Annotated in this window: 29 protein-coding genes and 1 tRNA gene; 8 read left to right on the forward strand and 22 right to left on the reverse strand. The window is 36.2% G+C overall.

Going from position 1 to position 23,382, the window contains the following annotated elements; translation table 11 throughout:
• Nucleotides 1-183 precede the first annotated feature (183 nt).
• Nucleotides 184-519 carry a hypothetical protein gene (locus ACFFUE_RS10180; protein WP_376835036.1) on the forward strand — a complete coding sequence of 112 codons (336 nt, stop codon included), beginning with the start codon at nucleotides 184-186 and terminating at the stop codon, nucleotides 517-519.
• Between the two features lie 497 nt (nucleotides 520-1,016).
• Here ACFFUE_RS10180 and ACFFUE_RS10185 read toward each other — a convergent pair whose 3' ends face one another.
• The 12 genes from ACFFUE_RS10185 to ACFFUE_RS10240 form a co-directional block, all read right to left on the reverse strand.
• Nucleotides 1,017-1,535 carry a HigA family addiction module antitoxin gene (locus ACFFUE_RS10185; RefSeq protein ID WP_376835038.1) on the reverse strand — a complete coding sequence of 173 codons (519 nt, stop codon included), beginning with the start codon at nucleotides 1,533-1,535 and terminating at the stop codon, nucleotides 1,017-1,019.
• Between the two features lie 3 nt (nucleotides 1,536-1,538).
• On the reverse strand, nucleotides 1,539-1,835 hold the full coding sequence (locus ACFFUE_RS10190) for a type II toxin-antitoxin system HigB family toxin (protein ID WP_376835040.1): 297 nt from the start codon (nucleotides 1,833-1,835) through the stop codon (nucleotides 1,539-1,541).
• A 644-nt stretch (nucleotides 1,836-2,479) separates the two neighbouring features.
• Nucleotides 2,480-2,635 carry a hypothetical protein gene (locus tag ACFFUE_RS10195; RefSeq protein ID WP_376835042.1) on the reverse strand — a complete coding sequence of 52 codons (156 nt, stop codon included), beginning with the start codon at nucleotides 2,633-2,635 and terminating at the stop codon, nucleotides 2,480-2,482.
• A gap of 241 nt (nucleotides 2,636-2,876) precedes the next feature.
• Nucleotides 2,877-3,422, reverse strand: a complete 546-nt coding sequence (locus ACFFUE_RS10200) for a hypothetical protein (protein ID WP_376835044.1) — start codon at nucleotides 3,420-3,422, stop codon at nucleotides 2,877-2,879.
• Nucleotides 3,398-3,676 (reverse strand): hypothetical protein, encoded by a 279-nt coding sequence (locus ACFFUE_RS10205; RefSeq protein ID WP_376835046.1) that lies wholly within the window; start codon nucleotides 3,674-3,676, stop codon nucleotides 3,398-3,400. Before ACFFUE_RS10205 ends, ACFFUE_RS10200 begins: the two co-directional genes overlap by 25 nt.
• A gap of 275 nt (nucleotides 3,677-3,951) precedes the next feature.
• Nucleotides 3,952-4,848, reverse strand: coding sequence for a hypothetical protein (locus ACFFUE_RS10210; RefSeq protein WP_376835048.1), 897 nt, complete (start codon nucleotides 4,846-4,848; stop codon nucleotides 3,952-3,954).
• A 127-nt stretch (nucleotides 4,849-4,975) separates the two neighbouring features.
• Entirely contained in the window at nucleotides 4,976-5,254 is a 279-nt protein-coding gene (locus tag ACFFUE_RS10215) for a helix-turn-helix domain-containing protein (protein WP_376835050.1), read from the reverse strand.
• A 39-nt stretch (nucleotides 5,255-5,293) separates the two neighbouring features.
• The gene (locus tag ACFFUE_RS10220) at nucleotides 5,294-5,476 is read right to left on the reverse strand and encodes a hypothetical protein (protein WP_376835052.1); all 183 of its coding nucleotides are present in this window, start codon (nucleotides 5,474-5,476) and stop codon (nucleotides 5,294-5,296) included.
• Entirely contained in the window at nucleotides 5,439-5,666 is a 228-nt protein-coding gene (locus ACFFUE_RS10225) for a hypothetical protein (protein ID WP_376835054.1), read from the reverse strand. The genes ACFFUE_RS10220 and ACFFUE_RS10225 overlap by 38 nt, the downstream gene beginning before the upstream one ends.
• Nucleotides 5,656-5,907 (reverse strand): hypothetical protein, encoded by a 252-nt coding sequence (locus ACFFUE_RS10230; protein ID WP_376835056.1) that lies wholly within the window; start codon nucleotides 5,905-5,907, stop codon nucleotides 5,656-5,658. Before ACFFUE_RS10230 ends, ACFFUE_RS10225 begins: the two co-directional genes overlap by 11 nt.
• 14 nt (nucleotides 5,908-5,921) lie before the next feature.
• On the reverse strand, nucleotides 5,922-6,143 hold the full coding sequence (locus ACFFUE_RS10235) for a hypothetical protein (protein WP_376835058.1): 222 nt from the start codon (nucleotides 6,141-6,143) through the stop codon (nucleotides 5,922-5,924).
• A gap of 105 nt (nucleotides 6,144-6,248) precedes the next feature.
• Complete coding sequence (locus ACFFUE_RS10240; RefSeq protein WP_376835060.1) at nucleotides 6,249-6,953, reverse strand: hypothetical protein; 705 nt, start codon at nucleotides 6,951-6,953, stop codon at nucleotides 6,249-6,251.
• A 397-nt stretch (nucleotides 6,954-7,350) separates the two neighbouring features.
• Here ACFFUE_RS10240 and trpS point away from each other — a divergent pair, with 397 nt between their 5' ends.
• From trpS to ACFFUE_RS10255, 3 genes are all read left to right on the forward strand, one after another.
• A complete protein-coding gene (trpS, locus tag ACFFUE_RS10245) occupies nucleotides 7,351-8,319 on the forward strand; it encodes a tryptophan--tRNA ligase (RefSeq protein ID WP_376835062.1) in 969 nt (322 codons plus the stop codon).
• A gap of 96 nt (nucleotides 8,320-8,415) precedes the next feature.
• Nucleotides 8,416-8,826: a type II 3-dehydroquinate dehydratase gene (locus tag ACFFUE_RS10250; RefSeq protein WP_376835064.1), complete on the forward strand. Its 411-nt coding sequence runs from the start codon at nucleotides 8,416-8,418 to the stop codon at nucleotides 8,824-8,826.
• Between the two features lie 71 nt (nucleotides 8,827-8,897).
• Nucleotides 8,898-8,970: transfer RNA gene (locus tag ACFFUE_RS10255), tRNA-Met, on the forward strand.
• Between the two features lie 98 nt (nucleotides 8,971-9,068).
• On the opposite strand, the gene ACFFUE_RS10260 is transcribed toward ACFFUE_RS10255, so the two are convergent.
• Complete coding sequence (locus tag ACFFUE_RS10260) at nucleotides 9,069-10,586, reverse strand: trypsin-like peptidase domain-containing protein (RefSeq protein WP_376835066.1); 1,518 nt, start codon at nucleotides 10,584-10,586, stop codon at nucleotides 9,069-9,071.
• A 267-nt stretch (nucleotides 10,587-10,853) separates the two neighbouring features.
• On the opposite strand from ACFFUE_RS10260, the gene ACFFUE_RS10265 reads away from it, so the two are divergent.
• From ACFFUE_RS10265 to ACFFUE_RS10275, 3 genes are all read left to right on the forward strand, one after another.
• Nucleotides 10,854-12,101, forward strand: coding sequence for a peptidase U32 family protein (locus ACFFUE_RS10265; RefSeq protein WP_376835068.1), 1,248 nt, complete (start codon nucleotides 10,854-10,856; stop codon nucleotides 12,099-12,101).
• A 79-nt stretch (nucleotides 12,102-12,180) separates the two neighbouring features.
• Complete coding sequence (locus ACFFUE_RS10270) at nucleotides 12,181-12,411, forward strand: ferredoxin (RefSeq protein ID WP_002661454.1); 231 nt, start codon at nucleotides 12,181-12,183, stop codon at nucleotides 12,409-12,411.
• A gap of 115 nt (nucleotides 12,412-12,526) precedes the next feature.
• Nucleotides 12,527-13,099: a 5-formyltetrahydrofolate cyclo-ligase gene (locus tag ACFFUE_RS10275; protein ID WP_376835070.1), complete on the forward strand. Its 573-nt coding sequence runs from the start codon at nucleotides 12,527-12,529 to the stop codon at nucleotides 13,097-13,099.
• Here ACFFUE_RS10275 and ACFFUE_RS10280 read toward each other — a convergent pair.
• On the reverse strand, nucleotides 13,051-13,626 hold the full coding sequence (locus tag ACFFUE_RS10280; protein WP_327983914.1) for a hypothetical protein: 576 nt from the start codon (nucleotides 13,624-13,626) through the stop codon (nucleotides 13,051-13,053). The genes ACFFUE_RS10275 and ACFFUE_RS10280 overlap by 49 nt on opposite strands.
• The gene (locus tag ACFFUE_RS10285) at nucleotides 13,607-14,740 is read right to left on the reverse strand and encodes a hypothetical protein (protein ID WP_376835072.1); all 1,134 of its coding nucleotides are present in this window, start codon (nucleotides 14,738-14,740) and stop codon (nucleotides 13,607-13,609) included. Before ACFFUE_RS10285 ends, ACFFUE_RS10280 begins: the two co-directional genes overlap by 20 nt.
• Nucleotides 14,741-14,916: 176 nt before the next feature.
• On the opposite strand from ACFFUE_RS10285, the gene ACFFUE_RS10290 reads away from it, so the two are divergent.
• On the forward strand, nucleotides 14,917-15,210 hold the full coding sequence (locus tag ACFFUE_RS10290; protein ID WP_327983916.1) for a hypothetical protein: 294 nt from the start codon (nucleotides 14,917-14,919) through the stop codon (nucleotides 15,208-15,210).
• Between the two features lie 63 nt (nucleotides 15,211-15,273).
• Here ACFFUE_RS10290 and ACFFUE_RS10295 read toward each other — a convergent pair whose 3' ends face one another.
• The 7 genes from ACFFUE_RS10295 to ileS form a co-directional block, all read right to left on the reverse strand.
• On the reverse strand, nucleotides 15,274-15,966 hold the full coding sequence (locus ACFFUE_RS10295) for a YjjG family noncanonical pyrimidine nucleotidase (protein WP_376835074.1): 693 nt from the start codon (nucleotides 15,964-15,966) through the stop codon (nucleotides 15,274-15,276).
• A 221-nt stretch (nucleotides 15,967-16,187) separates the two neighbouring features.
• The gene (locus ACFFUE_RS10300; RefSeq protein ID WP_376835114.1) at nucleotides 16,188-16,778 is read right to left on the reverse strand and encodes an RNA polymerase sigma factor; all 591 of its coding nucleotides are present in this window, start codon (nucleotides 16,776-16,778) and stop codon (nucleotides 16,188-16,190) included.
• Nucleotides 16,779-16,949: 171 nt separating this feature from the next.
• Nucleotides 16,950-17,447 (reverse strand): hypothetical protein, encoded by a 498-nt coding sequence (locus ACFFUE_RS10305; protein ID WP_376835076.1) that lies wholly within the window; start codon nucleotides 17,445-17,447, stop codon nucleotides 16,950-16,952.
• Between the two features lie 28 nt (nucleotides 17,448-17,475).
• Nucleotides 17,476-18,123: a lipoprotein signal peptidase gene (locus ACFFUE_RS10310; RefSeq protein ID WP_376835078.1), complete on the reverse strand. Its 648-nt coding sequence runs from the start codon at nucleotides 18,121-18,123 to the stop codon at nucleotides 17,476-17,478.
• A gap of 117 nt (nucleotides 18,124-18,240) precedes the next feature.
• Complete coding sequence (locus ACFFUE_RS10315) at nucleotides 18,241-18,624, reverse strand: TraR/DksA family transcriptional regulator (RefSeq protein ID WP_376835080.1); 384 nt, start codon at nucleotides 18,622-18,624, stop codon at nucleotides 18,241-18,243.
• A 110-nt stretch (nucleotides 18,625-18,734) separates the two neighbouring features.
• Nucleotides 18,735-19,403 carry a hypothetical protein gene (locus ACFFUE_RS10320; protein ID WP_376835082.1) on the reverse strand — a complete coding sequence of 223 codons (669 nt, stop codon included), beginning with the start codon at nucleotides 19,401-19,403 and terminating at the stop codon, nucleotides 18,735-18,737.
• 324 nt (nucleotides 19,404-19,727) lie between these two features.
• Entirely contained in the window at nucleotides 19,728-23,168 is a 3,441-nt protein-coding gene (gene ileS, locus ACFFUE_RS10325; protein ID WP_376835084.1) for an isoleucine--tRNA ligase, read from the reverse strand.
• Between the last annotated feature and the right edge of the window lie 214 nt (nucleotides 23,169-23,382).

The raw sequence follows: 23,382 nt of genomic DNA on the forward strand, positions 1-23,382 counted from the left end.
GTTCGGGGTCTTACTCGTACAGGCTTTTGGTTCTGATAGGGTCAAGGGTTCACCAGTGCAGGCGTTCGGGGTCTTACTCGTACAGGCTCTTTGTTCTGATGAGGTCAAGTATTCCACCAGTGCAGGCGTTCGGGTTCTTGCTGGTGCAGGCTTTTTGTTCTGATAGGGTCAAGCGTTCCACCAGTGCAGGCGTTCGGGTTCTTGCTGGTGCAGGCTTTTTGTTCTGATAGGGTCAAGCGTTCCACCAGTACAGGCGTTCCATCGGTACAGGTTCTTGGTTCTGATGAGGTCAAGTATTCCACCAGTGCAGGCGTTCCATCGGTACAGGTTCTTGGTTCTGATGAGGTCAAAGGTTCAACCAGTACAGGCGTTCCATCGGTACAGGTTCTTGGTTCTGATGAGGTCAAGTATTCCACCAGTGCAGGCGTTCCATCGGTACAGGTTCTTGGTTCTGATAGGGTCAAGCGTTCCACCAGTACAGGCGTTCGGGTTCTTGCTGGTGCAGGCTTTTTGTTCTGATAGGGTCAAGGGTTCCACCAGTGCAGGCGTTCCATCGGTACAGGTTCTTGGTTTTGATGGAGGTCAAAGGATAAAGCAAACCGCCCTACACTTTTGAAGTGTAAGGCGGTCGGGTACATTCTTATTAAAAAAAAGATGAGAGATTTTAAACGCAAAAATATTACTTCTCAATTTATTTGTAAAATATCTTTTATCTTACTTTCAGAAATTGAAAATGCTAATGAAAACGATTTTATTAAACTTTCATCTGTGAAAAGCCTATCACCGTTTTTATTTCTTATTTGGGATTTTCTCAAATACTCGTTTTTTATAATTTCGTGGGGTGTCGTTCTCATATCACAAATATAGTAATTTAGTTGTTTTTGTTCCTAAAAGGAATTGAACCTAAAACGCTATTTTATTGAAAATGAAACTAATATAAAACGGGCTTTCATTTGGGTAACAAATGGGTAACAAAAACCCCAATATTTTATAAAAATCTTGTACCTTTTACCTGCTTACACTCTTTCTATTTTGTTACCTTTTCCAGTTCTGAAACGAGTAGAAAAATGTACTTTTTGTTTTTGGTTGCCTTTGTCGTTTCGTGCCTTTTTTATTTCGTGGTGCATTTGCAATCTTAACCAAAATTCAGCAGGTAAATTAAAAACTGTTTCCAACCGAACCGCCAAATTTGCCGTTATGTTCTTTTTGCCTTTTAGAATTTCATTTGTGTAACTTTTAGAGTGGTCAAGCATTTCAGCTAGTGCCGTTTGGTTTATACCTCTTTGTTTCATTTCGTGCATTAGTATTTCATTTGGTGCGTATTGTTCAAAATCAAATTTTCGGGTTTCATTTTCAAAATCCACTGCAAGACCTCCCAACCGTGATATTTCCAGCGTGTAGGCGTTCGGAGTTTCGGTATCATTAAAATACCCCTTTTCCGTTGCTTCGTTTAACAGTGTTTCTATGTAGTTTTTTACATCGTTGTACACTTGTTCCGTTGTGATTTTTTCCAAATCTTTATACTTGCTTTCCATTGTTTATATTTTATCTATTTCCTTTATTTTATCGTATTCTTTATGCGTTCCTATAAATCGTATTTGAGCAAAACCACCAACGAAAACAATAACCGCAATTAGTCTGTAATCATTCCCTTTAACATTGAAAACATAACGCCCACTTCCTACATAGTCGGCAGATGGAAAAATGTTTTTTAGTTCGTTATGCGTTTTAAATTCCATTGTTTCCATTATCTGAACCCATCTAAATAACGCCTTTTTGCTCCCAGCGTGTTTTTTTATAAATTCATCTATTTTTTCCCTGCCTAAAATCTTCATTTCCTTTGTTTTGCTTTCACAAATATACAAAAAATTCGCCAAATAGCGAACAAATACAGATTGTTTTTAAAAATATTTCCATCTGATGAGGTTTATTTTTACCCATCAAATAAAAATAATACTGAAAATCAATACTTTGTGTCTTATTATATTTGTGAAATATTCTACCTATCAAATAAAATAGTTCCTATATAGCACCCTTACAATGATGATAAAATTAATATTTTGCCTTTGTTCTGATGAGGTCAAGGGGTTACCAGTACAGGCGTTCGGTTCTGATGAGGTCAAGCGTTCCACCAGGGCAGGTGTTCGGTTCTGATGAGGTCAAGGGTTCAACCAGTACAGGCGTTCGGTTCTGATAGGGTCAAGGGGTTCACCAGTGCAGGCGTTCGGTTCTGATATGGTTAAAGGTGCACCAGGGCAGGCGTTCCATTGGTACAGGTTCTTGGTTCTGATGAGGTCAAGGGTTCACCAGTACAGGCGTTCCATTGGTACAGGTTCTTGGTTCTGATAGGGTCAAGGGGTTCACCAGTGCGGGCGTTCGGGTTCTTGCTGGTACAGGTTCTTGGTTCTGATAGGGTCAAAGGTTGCACCAGTACAGGCGTTCGGGTTCTTGCTGGTACAGGCTTTTTGTTCTGATAGGGTCAAGCGTTCCACCAGTGCAGGCGTTCGGTTCTGATGAGGTCAAGCGTTCCTACTGGTGCAAAATGATGATATAATGATGATGTAATGATGATAATTTTAACCATAAACACGCAAAAACCTAATAAAATAGGCTTAATCATATCCAATAAATCCATTTTTTGAACTGAAAAAGTTACTTTTTTGTTATTTATTAACGCTTTTTTGTCGCTAAAATGGTACTTAAATGATACTTAATGTACATTTTTTGACATTTTCCGACATTTTCCTATCAGAAACCCAATTAAACGCCAACCCCCATAAACAAAGGCTTTGCAAGGCTTTTATTTTGCTTTAAATCCATTTTCTGAACCCATACCCCCCCCCCCTACGATAAAAAACACGAAAAAACCACCTCTTTTATTGCGAGGTGGTGCGTTTCTTCATTTCCTGTATATGCTTTTGATAGTCTTTAATCAATTCCCTGTTGCTTTTCTTTCGGAGGGGTAGGCGTTTGTTTATTCCTCTTTTTTGATAGTAGGCGTTTAGTTTCCGTATTATATCTCTTTTCGTTTCTCTTTTCGGGGGTTCGTATGGCTGTACGGTAAGTGTGCCACTGTTGTAGTCTTTTTTAATTTCATCTACTAGCAAATGCAAATAATAGTTTATAATGCTTTGCCCTTTGCGTGTATGGTTGTAATACTTCCGTGATAGGTTTATTTTGCTTTCGTGGCTTTTTATGTAGTCCCAAAAAATGGCTTTATCTTCTTTTTTTATACGCTTATCAAAATGCCGTACAATATAGATTTGCCGTAAATAATACCTAAATAAAATATTGTACCTTGTGAATTTTGGGGGCAGTCCAAAATACAGACTAATGCAAAAAATCAACTCTTTTTCCGTTGGTGGGTTTATCGTTTTCCTTGCAACTTTTCGCCCTTTTATCCTTTTTGTAAATCGTTCCATTTGCTTATATCTCTTATAAATTTATATGCTTCTATACCTGTTTTTCCTTTGTAGTGTTTCCCAGCGTGTAAGGGGGTTATTTTGAAAATAAATATTTCTTTCGGTGGGGTACATATTTCTAATGCTCCCAGTGTATCAGAATAGGAAGTCCCGTCCCTTTCTTTGTATTCTATTCTGAAATAAAAATCCTTTTCTTTTAGATACTGGAAATCGTACCAGCGTAAGAATATGCGTTGTCTTTTTCTCTTTATCATTCTTATTTTCTTTTGTGTGTACTCTTAATTATACTGGATATTAATAATGCCGTTTTTGTCTTTTATTTAAGTAATTGAAAATAAAGAGTATAAACCTAAATATTTAGTTACTTATATGCCTAACGGCACTGTAAGACAAGTTGCCCTAAAAAATTTCGGCAGTTATATATATAACGCCTTGCAGTATTTTTTTTCTTTCAATCTTTATCAATCTTTCGGGCTTTATTTCTTAAATTATTGAATATCAATATTTTGAACTGTATGCCCAAATGGCACTATTCATTTAGTTTAAAGTTTTTATAATACTCTTTATCGTGCCAGTCCCTTATAAACTCCCTTACCGTGCGGTATTGCTTGGGTGTGAGTTCCTTTTTTTCGTGCCGTTCCTTTGCCAGTTCCAACGCCCGTACGGTTCCAAACTGTAATATATCTTTTGCCGTTTGCTTTTTGGAGTGGGAACACACGCCCACCCCCGTATATTCTACAAACTTTTTTAATTTAATACTTTTCATTTCCTGCCAAAAAATCCGCTCTTTTTCCTTTAAAAATTCAATGTTTAGGAATGTTTCCAGTTCCAGCCGTTCGCACCGCCTGTATATGCTTTCGCACCGTGTAAGATGGTTAATATTTGGGGGCGGTTTTCTCTTTTTGTCTTTCAGTTCGTGTAGTTTATCATATACCCTAAAAATTCGCTTAAAATCTTTGTTTATTTCCGTTGTTTTGTGGCTTTCATTCTTATACATAGGATTGAAGTAAAACGGCTTATTTCCTATATTATCCAGCTTTTTTAATATCCAATGCGTTGGGCGTTCGGTTTCAAAGTTTGCCCCAACCTCAAAGGAACTAATTAAATAACCGCCTACGCTTCCCAACCCGTAAAATTCTAATATCTTTAAAATAGTTTCCCTGCTTTCTTGCATTGTGATATTATTGTAATTATCCAGTTTTCCACCATTTAGAAAATTGTAAAACTTATGCACCGAACCCCCTACCTTTAATGTTCCTTTGGTATCTATATGGATATAAAAACCTCCGTTAAAATCTTTGGTATCTTTATTATCATAATATATTGCCCCGTTTTTGTGGTGCATTCTCAATTTTGATTTTTTTTGCAAAAGTTTTAAATCCTTTTCAGAAATATTTTTTTTCCTAAAAGTGAGTTTATCAATCATATTTTTTTCCTACTTTTGCCCCGTTGGAAATATAGCGGTACTACAATCGTCTGTATTGGAGGGCGTGAGTTTCCATTAATCTAAATCTTTAACCGAAAGCCGTATTTTTACGGCTTTCTTTTTTGTCTTAATACTTCGGGTTATCCTGTAAATACTTTTGCAATTCCGACCGCTTAAATAGTATTCTTGTTTTCTTTCCGTTGGGCTGGTGTCGTTGGAAAAAACCATCATTTGCCAATTTGTCCAGCGTGTTACGGCTACACTTTAAAAGTTGCTGGGCTTCCTTATGCGTTAGATACTCTTTGTGTGTTTTTTGGTTTAAATCCATTATCAACACTTCTAAATTTTCTACTTTCTGAATGAGTTTTGTAAATAATTCGTTATTTACTACTGTGATATTTTCCATTGTCTAAATCTGTTTTTTTAAATGAATTTTAAAGGCGGTTTAATTTTGCTTTAAAATAATTCCGTTATCCATCAATATTTGCTCTGTGGCTTTTTGTTCCTGCTGTTTAAATTCGTAATCTGATGTGCCAGCAATGGAAAAAGCAAAAAGCACAAAGAGAATGAAAACAAGCACCAAAAGGGGGTTATTTTCTTCGGGTGGAGTGGTTCTTTGCTGTGTCATTTGTTTTGCTTTTTTGGGGTGTTTTTTGTTCTATTTCTATGGTCAAAATCTTTTCTAGGTACTCCTGTAATCGTTGGATATATTGAGCCACTACAAAAGCATAACGAGTAGGCAAATCTTCCTTTATAGCGTTAATAGTTGCTATTTCATCCAGTAGTTCTTTAATAGTTTCGGGGGTACTATTTTTCATTTACTGGAAATTTTGCTATTTCTTTTACTCCGTTTGTACTAATGCTAAGCATTGTATTTGTAAACTTTTTTACTGTATCGCACCGTAATAGTGCAAGGCGTACCCCTGCATTTAATTCTTCAAAATTTACCTCTTGATTATTGAAAAAGGTAACTATTTTAGTGGTCTTACCGTTGGCAAGTGTAATATCTGATACTATACTGTGCCTGTATAGGGTTTCTGTATTGATTATGTTTTCCATTGCTCTAAATCTGTTTAATTAATTGCGTTTAGTCTTTCTAATGCGTTGTTTTTTTGCTTTTTCAAATCTTCTAAATATTCAGCGGTTGCCGTTAATATTTTGGTTTCCAGTCGTTCTGATAGCGTTTTTTTACCGTTAAAAAAACTTATTATTGTGATGTAATGGATTTTGGAACGCTTCGCAATTGCTTTCATACCTCCGTGCGGTATCTTCTTTTTTAGTTGTTCTATGTTCATTGTAATACTATTTTTAGTTAAACATTTTCTAATAAAAAAACACTCTTTTCGAGAGTGCAAATATATAAATTATTTTTAATGTTTAACTAATACAAGTTAAACATTTTATTTTGTTGCATATTTATTTATCATATAGTAGTCAAAACTATCATTATACATATCAAAAAAATTCTCATACTTATCTTTTAAAACCATATTTTTTTTACTTCCTTTAATATACCATTCAAAAGCGTCTAAAGAACGATAGAAAAAAGATTTATTTATATCTTGTATAACATCGGGGATATTTTTAACGCCTTGTTTTTTTAATATTTCCTTTGCTTTTGTTTGATTTTCTCTATTAAAGTAATCATATAAAGTAACGGTTTTCAAGGCTGATAATTCTATTTTTATAGTGTCTATTTCCATACCTGCACTATTAGCATTTTTATGATATATGTTTACCGTTTCTTTATTATCAAATCTAAAACATTCATTGTCTATTTTCCATATATCTATTGTATTAGAAAAGTTTATAAATGCTGTTAAAAATGCAGTATCAAAGTCTTGTAATTCAGATATGATAATTTCAGATATAATATTTATAGACGAAATTTCATTTTCTATCATCTTTATATCCTCACTATTTTCAGAATTAAAAATTTCCTCAAAATCATTCTCTGTATAATATTCATCAAACATCAATGATTTTAATTTCGTTGTTCTTCTTTTTGCTGTTATAAGTACATAGATAGTATAATAATTTTGCTTATTTATAACATAAGGTTTCAAGTTTGTATTTAGAAAATGTTTAATTGTTATTTTACTCATTGTGGTAATTTTTAATAATACAAAGATACTAAAATTAGTAAAACATTAGTTTTGTGTTTGTGTTTTGTTTTCAATAGACAAAGCACGATAAAATAACAGGGTTTTATAGAAAAAATCAATATATTATATAATTAATTGAAAATCAGTAATTTATGCTATTTTGTTACCCAGTTGTTACCCAAAAATTTTAGAAGCTTATAAAATATTGTTTTTCAATTAGTTGCAAAGGGTTTATTATAGTTCCCTACGGGCTACTTAAAAACCTTCAGATTTTATCTGGAGGTTTTTTATTTTTAAAGAGAAATTTTGTAAAAATTTGATTACGCTCTTACACTGTTTCTTTTTATATGGAAAATAAAATCTTATTTTTGTACACTTTTATTTTAAAACATATAGAATGTCTAGAATACTTACAGGAATACAAGCAACGGGAACTCCGCATTTAGGAAATCTACTCGGAGCTATCATCCCAGCGATAGAACTCTCCAAGCAATCAGACAATGAGAGTTTCCTTTTTATTGCCAATATGCATACTTTGACGCAAATAAAAAATGCTGATGATTTAAGAAGGAACACCTACGAAATAGCTGCAGCTTGGTTAGCTTGTGGCCTAGATACAGATAAAACTTATTTTTACAGACAAAGTGATATCCCCGAAGTATGTGAGCTCTCTTGGTATTTATCTTGCTTTTTTCCGTATCAACGGCTGACTTTGGCACATTCTTTCAAGGATAAAGCAGATAGACTAGATGATGTGAATGTAGGACTTTTCACTTACCCTATTCTAATGGCTGCAGATATTTTGCTATATGATGCAGAGATAGTACCAGTGGGAAAAGACCAACTGCAACACTTGGAAATGGCAAGAGGTGTTGGTGCTAGGTTTAATCATCAGATGGGAGATGTATTTGTACTTCCACAAGCGGAACTTCAAGAATCTACTAAGTATGTACCAGGTACTGATGGCAATAAAATGTCTAAATCTAGAGGTAATATCATCAATGTTTTCTTGCCAGAAAAGCAATTGAAAAAGCAGATTATGTCCATAGAGACAGATTCTACACCATTAGAAGAACCTAAAAATCCTGATACCTGCAAAGTTTTCACCATTTATTCTTTGATAGCTACCACAGCAGAGACAGCAGTACTTCGAGAAAAATATTTGGCTGGTAATTTTGGCTATGGTCACGCAAAAACAGAATTACTTCATCTAATTTTGGAAAGGTTCAAAAAGGAAAGAGAAATCTTTGATTACTATATGAATCATTTGGACGAATTAGAAGCTAAACTACAAGAAGGAGCGGCTAAAACTCGCCCTATTGCAGCTGAAACACTGAAAAGAGTAAGAGAAAGTTTGGGGATGTAAAGAGCATAAAGTCAGAAAATATTCTGGCTTTTTTCTTTATGAAAAATGAATACTTCAATATAGACTTTGTTTTGTATCTTTGGAAAAATAAATACGATGAAATTACTAATAGTAAACGGAGCCAATCTAAATCTTTTAGGAACTCGCGAACCTGAAATCTACGGGACAACCTCAATGGAAGATGCCATACTAAGCTTAAAAACAGAGTTCCCGAATATATCGATAGATTATTTCCAATCTAACCACGAAGGTGAAATTATTGATCGCTTACAGAATAACGATTTTGATGCTCTAATCATCAATCCTGGAGCATTTACGCATTACTCTTATGCCATTGCTGACTGTCTTAAAAACATTCAAAGAAAGAAGATAGAAGTCCATATCAGCAATATCTATCAACGCGAAGCCTTTCGGCAAAAAAGTGTAACTGCTGCTTATACAGATGGTTTAATCTCTGGATTTGGCGTGGGCGGATATAGATTAGCAGTATTATCATTATTAAAATAAACAAAAAAATAAAATTTATAGTCTAAAAATTTGTTATTAAGATAAAAAGTTGTACATTTGCACCACAATACCGCGGGGTAGAGCAGTAGGTAGCTCGTCGGGCTCATAACCCGGAGGTCGCACGTTCGAGTCGTGTCCCCGCTACTAAGTAAGAGAATCAAGAAATTGGTTCTCTTTTTTTATTGAGAAAAACGAAAATCCCCTCTCTTTTGGGAGAAGGGATTAGGTTGAAGAGGTGCAGATTAGTTTGGCATTTTAAAGCCACGGGTATAGATTCTGCCGTACTCATCTATGAATTTTATTTGTACATTACCTCTGAAGTTTGAAAGGATTTTATCAATGTCTTTCTGTGAATTAACTGGTTTTCCATTAATTTCTGTGATGATATAATTTTCATACACACCAATTTTGGATAGCTCTCCGCCATCAGATACGCTTCTTACCATTACACCACTATTAAGACCGTATCTCGTTTTGAAATTCTCGCTAAGCTCTTCCACTTCACCGCCTATTTTTTCAGCAACGGATAGGTCGGCTTTCGTTCTGGTAGAAGTGTTTCCTTTTTGGTCTTTCAGCGTAACGCGGGCATTGTCCTCTTTACCATTTCTTAGATAAGTTACAGTCACCACATCACCTGGTCTTTTGCTTCCCACAGCCACAGATAAATCTGAGTAGTCTGATATGGATTGATTATCGATTTTAGTAATAACATCACCTTTTCTTAGTCCTGCATCTTCGGCACCACTATTATCGCTAATGTTGATGACATACATCCCTTGTCCTACTTTGATATTGGTTTTAAACTCTTTGTTGTAGGCTTCCACCTGTTGCTGATTGGATAGGTCTAAGGTGCTAACGCCAAGGAAACCTCTCTGTACCAATCCAAATTTCTTGATATCCTCTACAATCTTTCTTGCCAAGTTGGAAGGTACTGCAAATCCGTATCCAGAGTAGTATCCCGTAGGCGAAGCAATGGCAGAGTTGATTCCAATAAGATCTCCATTGGTATTCACCAAAGCACCACCAGAGTTTCCTTGGTTAATGGCGGCATCGGTTTGCAAGAAACTTTCAATAGGGTTGGTGGCAGAACCCTGTCCAGACAAAATGCCAATGCCTCTTCCTTTTGCGGAGATAATCCCTGCTGTAGCGGTAGAGTTGAGCCCTAGTGGGTTTCCTACGGCTAGTACCCATTGTCCCACTTCCACCAAATCAGAATTGGCAAAGTTGAGGTAAGGTAAGCCTTTTTCTTCTATTTTCAGTAGTGAGATATCTGTATTAGGGTCGGTACCTACTAGCGTTGCGATATAAGATTTCTTATTGCTGAGTACCACTTCCAGTTTATTAGCTCCTGCTACTACGTGGTTATTAGAGATGATATAGCCATCTGGGGAGATGATAACCCCCGAACCCATTCCGCTTGGTACATTATCAGGCTTCTGCTGTTGTTGTCTGTTACGGCTAGGATTTCCAAAAAACCATTCGTAAATATCCATTTCAGAACTTGCACTAGCTGTTCTACTTTTATAATTTTTAATCGTAACTACGGCAGGTACGGTAGTTTTAGCTGCTTTGGTAAAATCTTGTCCAGCTCCAGAGACACTGACATTAGTTATTGGGGTTTCTACAGCTTGACTAAAATAGGAATAATCCTGATTGTTGGCATCGTTTCTTTCTGCTAATTGGATGCCTCCAAAAACCGTTGCTCCTGATACCACGCCTACTAAGGCGTAAGGTAATAGTTTTTTTAAGTTGTTATTCATATAGGGTTTATTTTTATTAGATAAGTTTTATTTAATATTGTTCTATAATTTGATAAACAAATATAATGCTAAATGAGTACATAAAAGAAGAGTAATGCTTGGGTTTTAACTAAAATTTAACAAGAAGATTTTAATTTTATAATATTTTAGCAGAATTTGGGCGGTGGATTAGATTAAAAGCACATCACCTCTTCACGGACAATTGAAACGCAATGCTTTGGTTTCATAATTAAAGCTTATCTTTGCACCAAATTTTTTCAGAAACCAATGACAAAAAGCGGCAAAATAGAATTGATGTCTCCTGCGGGAGATTTTACTTCCTTACAAGCAGCCTTAGATAATGGGGCAGATTCCGTTTACTTCGGAGTAGAGCAGCTCAATATGAGGGCAAGAGCATCGATGAATTTCACCATTGATGACCTGCCTGAAATCTCCCGAAGATGCCAAGAAAAAGGCGTGAGAACCTACCTTACGCTCAATACCATTATCTATGATCACGACCTTTCCATCATTAAAACCCTTTTGGATAAAGCGAAAGCTGCTAATCTTACGGCGGTAATCGCAATGGATCAAGCGGTGATTGCCTATGCAAGACAAATCGGGATGGAAGTGCATATCTCTACGCAAATTAATATCACCAATATTGAAACGGTGCGTTTCTACGCAATGTTTGCTGATACAATGGTAATGAGCCGTGAGTTGAGCATTAGCCAAATTAAAAAAATCTGCGACCAGATAGAAAAAGAACAAATCAAAGGGCCATCTGGCAATTTGGTGGAAATTGAAATTTTTGGTCACGGAGCCTTGTGTATGGCGGTTTCTGGGAAGTGTTACCTAAGCTTGCATTCTCATAACTCCTCGGCAAATAGAGGGGCGTGCAAGCAAAACTGCCGTAAAAAATATACGGTGATAGACCAAGAATCTGGCTTTGAAATAGAGCTGGATAATGAGTATATGATGTCACCAAAAGACCTTTGTACCATTGGGTTTTTAGATGAAATCATCAACGCTGGAGTAAAGGTACTGAAGGTAGAAGGAAGAGGAAGAGCACCAGAATATGTAGCAACGGTAACGAAATGCTACCGAGAAGCCATTGATGCTATTGCTGATGGTACTTTCAGCCAAGAGAAAGTGGCAGAATGGATGAAACAATTGGAAGCCGTGTACAACAGAGGGTTTTGGAGTGGCTATTATCTGGGGCAAGAGTTGGGCGAGTGGTCTCCAAACCCAGGTTCTAATGCTACACAAAAGAAAGTCTATATCGGGAAAGGAAGACATTTCTATCCCAAGTCCAATATTTCTGAGTTTTTAATTGAAGCATACGACCTTTCCGTGGGAGATAGAGTCTTGATACAAGGGCCTACTACAGGTTCTCAGGAAATGGAAATCAAGGAAATAATGGTAGATGGCAAAGGAATGCAAGATAAAGCGACTAAGTCTGATGTCATCACCTTCAAAACTGAGTTCCGTGTAAGACCAAGCGATAAGTTGTATAAAATTGTAAAAGCAGAATAGACAGCCCCTAAATATGGATAAAGGGCGTTTAAAACTAATTAATAACACATTTCTCCCCTTTGGGGGACAGGGGGATATTATGGTAATCATTACTTTACAAAGGGATAAATGTATTGGGTGCAACTATTGTGCGGAGTTTGCCCCAGAATATTTTAGAATGTCTAAGAAAGATGGTAAATCGGTATTGCTGAAATCTACCGATAAGAAAGGTTTTTTTACATTAAAAACGCCTATTCCCGATGCTTTTGAGCCTTGCGATAAGGCAGCAAAAGCGTGTCCTGTGAAGATTATCTCGGTGAAAGAGGTTTAAAAATTGAATAAAATTCAAACAGTTTCATATTTGGATCTGTTTTTTTTATTTTAGCAAGAAAATAGATGTATATTTGAGTGTACTATCAAAAAAAAATTAAATAAAAATAATTCTAATGACGAAGCCTGAACTCCGAAAGCTTTATCTCGAAAAAAGAAATGCTCTATCACAAGAGGAATGCGAAATAAAGTCTAAAAAGATTGCTGAAAATTTTATTTTACAATTTAATCCTATTGAAAAACAGAAAGTTCATTGTTTTTTACCGATTGAGAAATTCAACGAGATTCAAACAAGATTTATCATTAATGCCTGCTGGGAAAGAGGTGTTGAGGTGTATATTCCCAAGATGGTAGGTGGAAAATTGATTTCCGTTTTATATACTTCAGAAACTCTTTTGGTACAAAATAAATGGGGCATCTGGGAACCCGTGAGCAATGAGGATGCTGGTGAACATCAATTTGATATTGTAGTTACACCGTTGCTTTATTGTGATCGTCAAGGGAATAGAGTAGGATATGGCAAAGGTTTTTACGATGGATTGTTTGCGTCTATTAGCCCCCAAAGCAAAAAGGTGGGCATTTCCTATTTCCCACCTTCTTATGCAATATCCGATCTCCGAGCGGAGGACATTCCTTTGGATTATCTGGTAACGCCCGATGAGGTGCTGTCTTTCGCTGGGGCTTTATAAAAATTGAGAAAGTAGAATTTAAACTCTTTTTTGAATTGGATAGGCGTGGAAATGAGTGCAAACTGGGCATTTCTTGGAAAAGTGCCAATGGACTTGTGATTGCTGAAATATTCTACATCAAATTGTGCAAAGTCCAAAGTATCCTGACCCTTAAAGGTTTTGTAAACTTCGATATTATTGATTTTGGCTCGATGGACTTTAAGGCTTTCAAGCTCTTTTAATAGTGGTTTCAGAGCCAAGGTATCGGGGTTCAGAAAATAGTTTTTCATCTGTGCATACATCACAGAGTCTATCTCGGTATCTTTATTTCCAGAGCTGTAGAGTACCGACAAATCTAGCAATTCTTGTATTTTCTGCTTCGTAATGCTATTGATGGCTTGGGCACTATCCATCTTTGTAGAAGGATAAGATTTCTGATTGTTATTATACTTGATTTGCTCTAGAGATAAGGCACTCTCTTCCTTTTTGCAAGCGTATAGTAGAAGAATAGCTATGATTATGAATATATTACGGATGTTGTTCATCATCTTCATTGATTTTGAATTTAATTAATACAATTTTACCATTTTCCATTTTAGTATCAATCACTTGTAGATTTTCCAAAGAGGTGGTTGGGGTAGTTACAAGATTGATATACCTTTGTTTATCAAGGGTTTCTACGCCATATTGGTCGTTATCATAGATTTGATAAATCAAGGCATTATCGCTGATGAGGTAGCCTAAGCTCTCGCGTTTTTTCTTCAAATCTTGGATAGAGTTGGAGTAGTAGTAGAGCATAATGGCATAATCATCAGGTATCAGTTCAATATTCTCACTGGTAGGGGCATTTTCCAGATTTCGTCTTATCGTATCGGTTTTATAATACGGTGAGGAAACCACCATCGTAAGGGAATTAGATTTGGTAGTATAGACAAACGAAGTATTAGGCTTTACCCTAAATAGGATAGGAGATTCATTGTTTTTTAAAATCTGAATAGACAACTCGTCATTGATTTTGGAATTTCTATCGGCATCAATGAAGGTATAAGTAAACTGTTTGCTAAACAAATTGTCTTTAAATATCAATACTCCCACAAATATCAGTAATACTGCGGAAACAATAGCCCATATAGAGTTTTTAATGATTTTATTAGGTTTTTTTTCAGACTTTGCTATTGAAATTAGTTTATCATATTGATTATCAGTATTGCTTATTTGTAAATCTGCTTTTTTATCAGAGGTGTTTTCTTCGTTTTTAGGTGTTAAAATTTCATTTTCTACCACTTCGGTAGAGGTATTTTCCAAGTCCTCTTGTAATCTTTCTTCGCTTTCTTCATCCAAATCTTCATCAGTAAGGATTTCATTGGTGAAGAGATGCTGCTTTTTAAAATCGTACCAAGAGGCATAACCTGCGTAGGCAGATAGTAAGTTGAGAATATCAATACGAGGCAATTTGGTAGCTGGAGTGGTTTTAAAATAGGTGTAAAACGACTTTTCGCTGATGTTGCCTTTGGCAAATTTTCGTAGATCTTCTTGGAAATAGACAATATCAATCCCTTTCCACTTAGATATTTCATCGTGGGAAGGGGTGTGAGACTCCAAATATTTGGACTGAATCTCGGTTTTTAGCTGCTCAAAGTGTAAAAGGTCTAAATCGGTCAAAATATTTTGTTGTACTTAAAATGTTGATTTTCAGATATTGATTTTTGTAAAATCATTTTACAAAGATATTACAATTATTTTTCTACTGCAAATTTATTTGCTACCATACCTTTGTCCCGTTCAAATGAGTGAACAAAGAGAATTTTAGAAAACAAATTTAAACATTTTTAACTATTATGAAAAAGTCATTATTCGTAGCAGCTGTTGCTGCTTTAGCTCTTGTAGCTTGTAAAAAAACTGAAACTGTTGAAGCTGCTAACGCTGTTGATTCTGCTGCTGTAGCTGCTGTTGATTCTGCTGCTGTTGTTGCTGATTCTGCTGCTGCTGTTGTTGATTCTGCTGCTACTGTAGCTGCTGATGCTGCTGGTGCTGTAGCTACTGAAGCTGCTGACGCTGCTGCTGGTGCTGCTGATGCTGCTGCTGGTGCTGCTGACGCTGCTAAAGATGCTGTAAAAGAAGCTACTAAGTAATTAGTATTTTAACAGACAAAAATTAACCGACTCCCAGAGTCGGTTTTTTTTGTAGATTACTTTTTATAAATATTGCTTTATTTCGGATAGGTGGCGAATGGTTTTTGCATTTTCGGCTTGATATTGGTCATTAAACACATCAAAGAATATCGCAGGTATCCCGAAAGACAAAGCGCCTTCTACATCCGCTATCCAATCGTCCCCTATCATTATCGAATGTTCTTTACCTGCGTCTGCCTTTGCTAAAGCATAGGTGTAAATCTCTGGATGAGGCTTTCGGATGTTGATTTCATCGGCACTGGTAATGGTTTTAAAATAACGCTTAATACCAGATAATTCACATTTCCTATCTGTAACTTCCTTAAAACCATTGGAAAGAATATGAAGATGGTAAGATTTAGAAGAGAGGTAATCTAATAAGTCTTCCGCTCCTTCCACCAGCTCGTTAAAGTGGAGAATCTCATCCAAAAAATTATTTTCAAACCGCTGTGCGAGTTCAAAGTCATCTATCCCAAAGAAAAGGAAAGAATCATAAAAACGATGTTTCCTAAGATAATCTTTATCTATTTTTCCATCCCGAATCTGAGCCCAAAGGTTTTCATTAATGGTAAAATACTCTGCGTGAAACTCCTCAAAACCGAGATGGTATTTTTTTTGAATCTCTTCTCTTTCAAAAAGCTGTTGAAGTGTTAACTCTGCGTTTCTCCTGTGATCCCAAAGGGTGTTGTCTAAATCAAAAAAAATGTGCTGTATCATACAGCACAAATTTAATCAATTAATCGGTTTAGTTTTTCATAATGACGAAACTTTTGTTCGTGGCATTACTCAGTACTTTAATGCTTTTAGAATAATTGAGCAGAAAATCAATGGTTTGCTTCTTAGGTTTAAGAAGTTTTAGTTTTAAAAGGTTATTATTTTTCATAGGCGATATAAATAACGAGTTACTATATCCCTAAAACGAAAGAATATCCAAAATATTATTTGGTAAGTACAATTTGATGCTCTTCCATTATTTTTCTCAAATTAATCAGTGCATAGCGAACCCTTCCCAGCGTAGTATTAATACTGGTATTGGTGTGCTCTGCAATTTCTTTGAAACTCAGTCCATCAAAAAATCTCAATTTGACAACTTCCTGCTGATTTTCAGGAAGGCAAAGCAACATCTTATGCAAATCTTCATTAATTTGCAAGCCTATCAATTGTTCCTCTATATTGTCTTCCTTATCCTGAAGCACATCAAAAATAGAAAACTCATCATTATCATAGGTGGTTTCTGATACTTTCTGCACTTTAGATTTTAGACGAAAATGGTCAATAATCAGATTGTGAGCAATGCGTTTTGCCCATAGGATAAATTTTCCCTCTTCGTTATAACGCTTTTGTTTCAGCGTTATAATGATTTTCATAAAGGTATCCTGAAAGATATCGTTGGATAAATCGTCATCCATCAATTTGTAGTAGATATAGGAAAATAATTCCTTCTGATGTCTTTCTATAAGAACTGCCAATGCTGCCTCGTTTCCCTTTTGGAACATTGATATCAGCACGCTATCAGATTTTGTTTTCATCATTTCACTCTTTTTTTGAGCAACCCAAAAACACGCAACATAATTTGCGATGATTAGGATTACGGTATTAAATAGAGTAAAAGTTTGTTCTTATAGCAATGATTTTAGGGGACAAATTTAGTGTTTTTTATTAAAGTATTAAGAAATTTTAACGAATAACGCCAAAAAAAATTACTTCCCTTTCCTTGTAAGGTCTTGAATGACCACCAAAGGGATATTGAGGGTGAAATTAAAGTTGATACCTTTTAGTTGCTTCCCATTGATTCTGTTATCGTTGAAAGGAAAAGCATAGCCCGCAGCAAGGTCTATGATGCCAAATAAGGAAAGTCCCGCCTTGGGAGCGATATAAAGCGTGGTAGCCTCGGCACCCGCTAGGAAATAATAGGAATGATAGACATCTGCCCCTTTCCTGAAATTGAAAAGAACATCACCTTGAGCCTTTGGTATTATTGCAAATTTCTGATTAGCAGTCCCCATAAGAGCCGATGCACCAATACGGTATGCCACATCATCGTGTTTTAAGAACAGAAGTCTTCCGCCCACTTCACCAAAACTTTGGTTCTGATAGACATAGCCTGCGTGTATCATATTATGCATCGTAAGCTGAGCCTGAAAGAGGTTTAATCCTAAAAAAACAATTGCCAAAAAGGCAGTAATTTTCCTTATCATTGTAAAATATTGAAAGTAATATTGTGGTTTATAAATCAAAACCATTAGGAAAGGCTTTTTTTCTGAAGATGAAAAGCAACGACGCACCGACAGTAATGGCAGAGTCTGCGACATTGAAAATGTACTTAAAGAAACTGATTTCCTTTCCTCCCATAATTGGAAAACTCTCTGGAACTCGCCAATCTACCAATGGAAAATGAAGCATATCTACCACACAACCTTTCATAAAGTGAGAATAACCTTCACCGAAAGGAACTATCTTTGATACGCCACCGTACTCCATCCATCTGCCGATGCTCTCATCATATACGGTGCCACTGTCAAATATCATTCCGTAGAACATTCCATCTATCAAATTGCCAATAGCTCCTGCAAAAATCATTGCCATTGGAAGCAAAAGGTAATTGGAGGTTCGCCCTTCTTTAATCCATTTGTTAAAAGTATAAAGCATCGCCCCGATGAGGATGATTCTCAAAATCACCAAAGCATATTTACCTAATAAACCACCAAACTGTAGCCCATACGCCATACCTGGATTTTCTACAAAGGTAAGCCGAAACCAATCCAAACCTAAAACGGGAATGCTTTCCCCCAGCTGAAAATGTGTTTTGATATAAAATTTAGATACTTGATCTATCAATAAGATAATGATAGTGACAATCGCTATTTTTTTCATTTATGAATCACTGTTTTATTGTAGAAGTGTACGATGTACAAAGTATAAAGTACAAAGTATAAAGAATCATCGTACATTTTACATTGTACAAAGTATAAAGTACAAAGTACAGAAAAATTACCTCTGCTTATTCTTTGCTTCGATGCTTAGTGTGGCGTGTGGCACGGCACGGAGTCTTTCTTTGGGAATGAGTTTCCCCGTTACGCGACATATACCATAAGTTTTATTTTCTATACGAATCAATGCGTGTTTCAGGTCTCGGATGAACTTCTCCTGTCTCCCTGCTAAGATGGAGTTTTGCTCTTTGCTCAGAGTTTCAGCACCTTCTTCAAACGCTTTGAAGGTAGGCGAAGTATCATCGGTACCATTATTTTGGTCGTTTACAAAATTCTGATTGAGAAGAGCCAAATCTGCCTCGGCTTTTTCTATTTTTTGAAGGATTAGCTCCTTAAATTCTTGTAAATCAGCATCGCTGTATCGCTGTCTTTCTACTGTTGACATATTTTAAAATCTAAAAAGGTTTACGACAAAAATACACAAATTTTAGTTAGGCTTATTTTGTTTTAAGGTATTAATGTCTTTAAATTGTGAGTTAATGTTTTGTATTGATGTTACTTATCTTCTTTCTTTGCAGAGAAGGCTTCCATTCTCTGCAATACTTTGCTTATCGTATAGTCATCTTTTTTTGGTGAGCCTTTAAAGATGATTTTTCCTGCGTCTGCCACTTCTTTTATATAATTGTAGAGTGTTTCATATAGAATCTTCACCTCTGCTGTGGCTTGTTTACTTTGGCTCATTAGGATATTTTGTATTGTAGATTTTTCCTCAAAATAAGTGATGGTATCTGGTATTTCTTCTAGGAAATTATCTGGCATATCCTTTATTTTCTCTATATTCTGAGTGAGAAATGGTAGTAGTTCTCTGGTGTTTTTTACTACTTTTTCTATATTTCTACTCTTTAGGGCTGTAATGGTATCTTGCAATAGTGGAGCATCTATTTTAGCTCTTTTGGCATAGGCTTTTAGCAGTGTTAGTTTTTCCTTAAATTCATCCGCCTTTATGTATAAAGCCTGGGTGGTTTCTTTTTGTTGTTGCTTAGTGATGAGTGGAGAGTTGATACCTTTTAGTTGGTCATTTGCTTTTTTAAACTTTTCTAGAAAGGTACTATCTATAGTTTTAAATACCTTTGTGAAATCTGCTAAATCTCTTTCTAAACTCGCAATCATAAAATCTGCTGTTGCGGTGTAGTTTTCTTGTTTCAATTTTTTTCCTCTTGTCATATCGTTATTATTTTTTTGTGGAAGGTAATTAGATTATTTCTGTGTAAATATTAATTCTTGTTGTGTAATAATGATATTCTGTAGTGTGATTTTGTATTTCTTTAGTGTTAAATTCTATTCTGGTGATGTAATATTTTATTTCTGTTGTGTAAAATTATTTTTCGCTGATGTGATTTATTGTTTCTGCTGTGTAATGCTTTATTTCTTTTGTGTAATATCGTGTTTTTATAGTCTGAGATATTATTTTGTTTCTTTTTAACTTTGATAAGCAAAAGACACAAGTTTTTTTATTTGTTAAATGAAATTCTTGTGTCTTTTGTTTGTTTAAATTTTATCAATATTAATCTTAAATTTAACCTCATCTATTTCTACTTCATCAAAATTGCTCAATGCACCTACAATTTCTATTCCATCTGATAACACTTCTGCGGAAATATAATCCTGATTGCTCAAAATGTCCTGCAAAAATGGCGAATCTTCTGTTAATTGAATATTAATTTTATCCGTAAGTTCAAAGTCTTTTTCCTTTCTTAGGTTTTGAACTCTATTGATAAACTCCCTCGCCACACCTTCAGATTTCAGTTCCTCTGTGATGGTAAGGTCTAGTGCTACAGTTACTTTGCCTTCGCTAGCCACTGTCCACCCTGGGATATCTTTGGTAGAAATTTCCACATCGGTTAATGAGATTTCATAACCTGCCACTTCGGTTTTGCCTTCTTTCTCCAAAGTGCTAATCTGCTCATTGGTAAAGTTTTGAATCTCTCCTGCTACCATTTTCATATCCTTTCCTAATCTTGAACCTAATGCTTTGAAATTAGGCTTGATTTGTTTCACGATAAGACCTGCAGCCTCCTCAGCATTGATGAGATGAAGCTCCTTAACATTCACCTCTTGTTTGATGAGCTCTGAAACAGCTAAAATCTGCTCTTCCGTTTTCTTATCCAAAACAGGAATCATTACTTTTTGTAGTGGCTGACGCACCTTGATGTTTTCTTTCTTTCTCAATGAAAACACCATAGATGTGATGGTCTGTGCCAAGTGCGTTTTTTCTACCAAATCGGTATCTATTTGGCTTTCGTTGGCCACTGGGAAATTGGTAAGATGCACACTTTCTGCGGTGTCTTTTCCTGTTACAGCGTTCAAATCTTGGTATAATCTATCCATAAAGAACGGTGCGATAGGTGCCGAAATCTTCGCTACGGTTTCCAAGCAAGTGTAAAGCGTTTGGTAAGCAGAGATTTTATCTTCACTGTAATCTCCTTTCCAGAAACGACGACGACAAAGTCTTACATACCAGTTACTTAAATTATCATTCACGAAAGTATTGATGGCTCTCGCTACCTTAGTTGGTTCATAATCTTGGTAAAATTCTGTAACTTCTTTTACCAAAAGATTGAGTTCAGAAAGAATCCATCTATCAATTTCTGGGCGATTTTCTACTTCTTTTTCCTCGTATTTAAAGCCATCTACATTGGCATAAAGAGCAAAGAAAGAGTAAGTGTTGTAAAGTGTTCCGAAGAATTTTCTACGCACCTCATCTATTCCATCTACATCAAATTTTAGGTTCTCCCAAGGCATTGCATTAGAAATCATATACCAACGGGTAGCATCGGCACCATATTTTGCCAAAGTCTCAAAAGGGTCTACGGCATTACCCAATCGCTTAGACATTTTTTGTCCGTTTTTATCCAACACCAATCCGTTGGACATTACATTCTTATAAGCCACAGAATCAAAAACCGTAGTAGCGATGGCGTGTAGCGTATAGAACCAACCACGCGTTTGGTCAACGCCCTCTGCAATGAAATCCGCAGGGAAGGCTTTGTTTTGGTCGATGAGTTCTTTGTTTTCAAAAGGGTAATGAAGCTGTGCGTAAGGCATCGCCCCAGAGTCAAACCAAACATCGATGAGGTCGCTTTCGCGTTTCATTGGTTTGCCACTTTCAGAAACTAAAACAATATCATCTACAATATTTTTATGCAAATCTATTTTAGCATAATTTTCTTCGGACATATTACCAACTTCAAACCCTTCAAATGGATTTTGGCTCATCAATCCTGCTGCGATGGATTTTTCAATTTCGGAAATCAATTCCTCTACCGAACCGATGATTTTTTCTTCTTTTAAATCTTCGCTTCTCCAAATCGGCAACGGAATTCCCCAATATCTGGAACGAGATAAGTTCCAATCATTTACATTTTCTAACCAATTGGCAAAACGCCCTTCTCCCGTAGCTTTTGGTTTCCAATTGATGGTTTTATTTAAATCAACCAATCGTTCTCTCACGCTGGTCATTTTCACAAACCAAGAATCCAATGGATAGTAGAGCACAGGCTTATCGGTTCTCCAACAATGTGGATAGGAGTGGATATATTTTTCTACTTTGAAGGCTTTATTTTCAGTCTTTAAGAGAATAGCTAATTCTACATCCCAAGATTTTTCAGGGGCATTGGCATCATAATATTCGTTTTTGATGTATTTTCCACTGAATAATTCTGGAACATTATCCCCTTTTACAAACTTTCCTTGCAAATCTACCAATGGCACAAGATTATCGTTTTCATCTTTGATGAGCATTGGTGGAATGCCGTTTTCTTTGGCAACGCGGGCGTCATCAGCACCGAAAGTAGGAGCGATATGCACAATACCCGTACCATCTTCTGTGGTTACAAAATCGCCAACGATTACTCGGAAAGCCTTCTCTGCATCTTCCGCAGGGCTGAACCAAGGAATGAGTTGTTCATAAGTAGTTCCTGCCAAATCAGAGCCTTTAAATTCGGCTAAAATAGTGTAGGGAAGCCCCCTCTCCCCCGAAGGGGGAACTGTATCAAATTCTTCTGCAGAAACTTCATAATATTTTTTACCGAAATTTTTCGTTAAAAGAACTTTCGCTAAGATGATATTAATAGGCTCGTTTGTATATTGATTGAAAGTTTTTACTAGGACATACTCAATATCTTTACCAACAGCAAGTGCTGTGTTAGAAGGTAATGTCCAAGGGGTAGTAGTCCAAGCGAGAAAATATAACTCCTCTCCCCAACCCTCTCCGAAGGAAAGGGAGTTGATGACGCTCCAAAACTTTGTTTCATTTGTAGCGGCATCTCCCCTTTGGGGACGGGGGATTTTAAACTGTGCAACGATGGTAGTATCACTCACATCTCTGTAAGTTCCTGGTTGGTTGAGCTCGTGGGAAGAAAGCCCCGTACCTGCCTTTGGAGAATATGGCTGAATGGTGTAGCCTTTATAGAGCAAATCTTTGTTGTAAAGTTGTTTCAAAAGCCACCAAACGGTTTCCATATATTTCGGTTGGTAGGTGATGTATGGGTCTTCCAAATCTACCCAATAACCGATTTTTTCGGTAAGGTCGTTCCAAACATCGGTATAGCGCATCACGGCATTGCGACACGCTTGGTTGTATTCTTCTATCGTTATTTTTTTACCTATATCCTCTTTGGTGATGCCCAATTCTTTCTCTACACCCAGTTCTACTGGTAGCCCGTGAGTATCCCACCCAGCTTTACGGAATACTTGTTTCCCGTTTTGAGTTTGAAAACGGCAGAAAATATCTTTCAAAGACCTCGCCATTACGTGGTGAATGCCCGGCATTCCATTAGCCGAAGGAGGTCCTTCGTAGAAAACAAATTCAGGGTGTCCCTCGCGGGTTTCTACCGATTTTTTAAAGGTATCATTATCTTTCCAAAACTTCGCTACACTATCTGAGATAGCGATTAAATCAAGGTTTTTATATTCGTTGAATTTTCTCATTGTCAAAATAAAAAATTAATGGGCGAATTTAAGAAATTTTTGTGGAATAAGTAAGTTAGTTTTCTGATGAATATTGTGAAAAAAAGGATTTATCTTAATTTGTTGAGACAACTATTGGTTTTTATCTGCGTTTAGATGATTGTTTTGGTATTACAAGTCATCTCTTTCACTTTTCAGATGAGCTTTTTGCATCTTTTTATCAGCTCAGAGCAGG

Source organism: Bergeyella porcorum (genome assembly GCF_042427575.1).
GTDB classification, from domain to species: domain Bacteria; phylum Bacteroidota; class Bacteroidia; order Flavobacteriales; family Weeksellaceae; genus Bergeyella; species Bergeyella porcorum.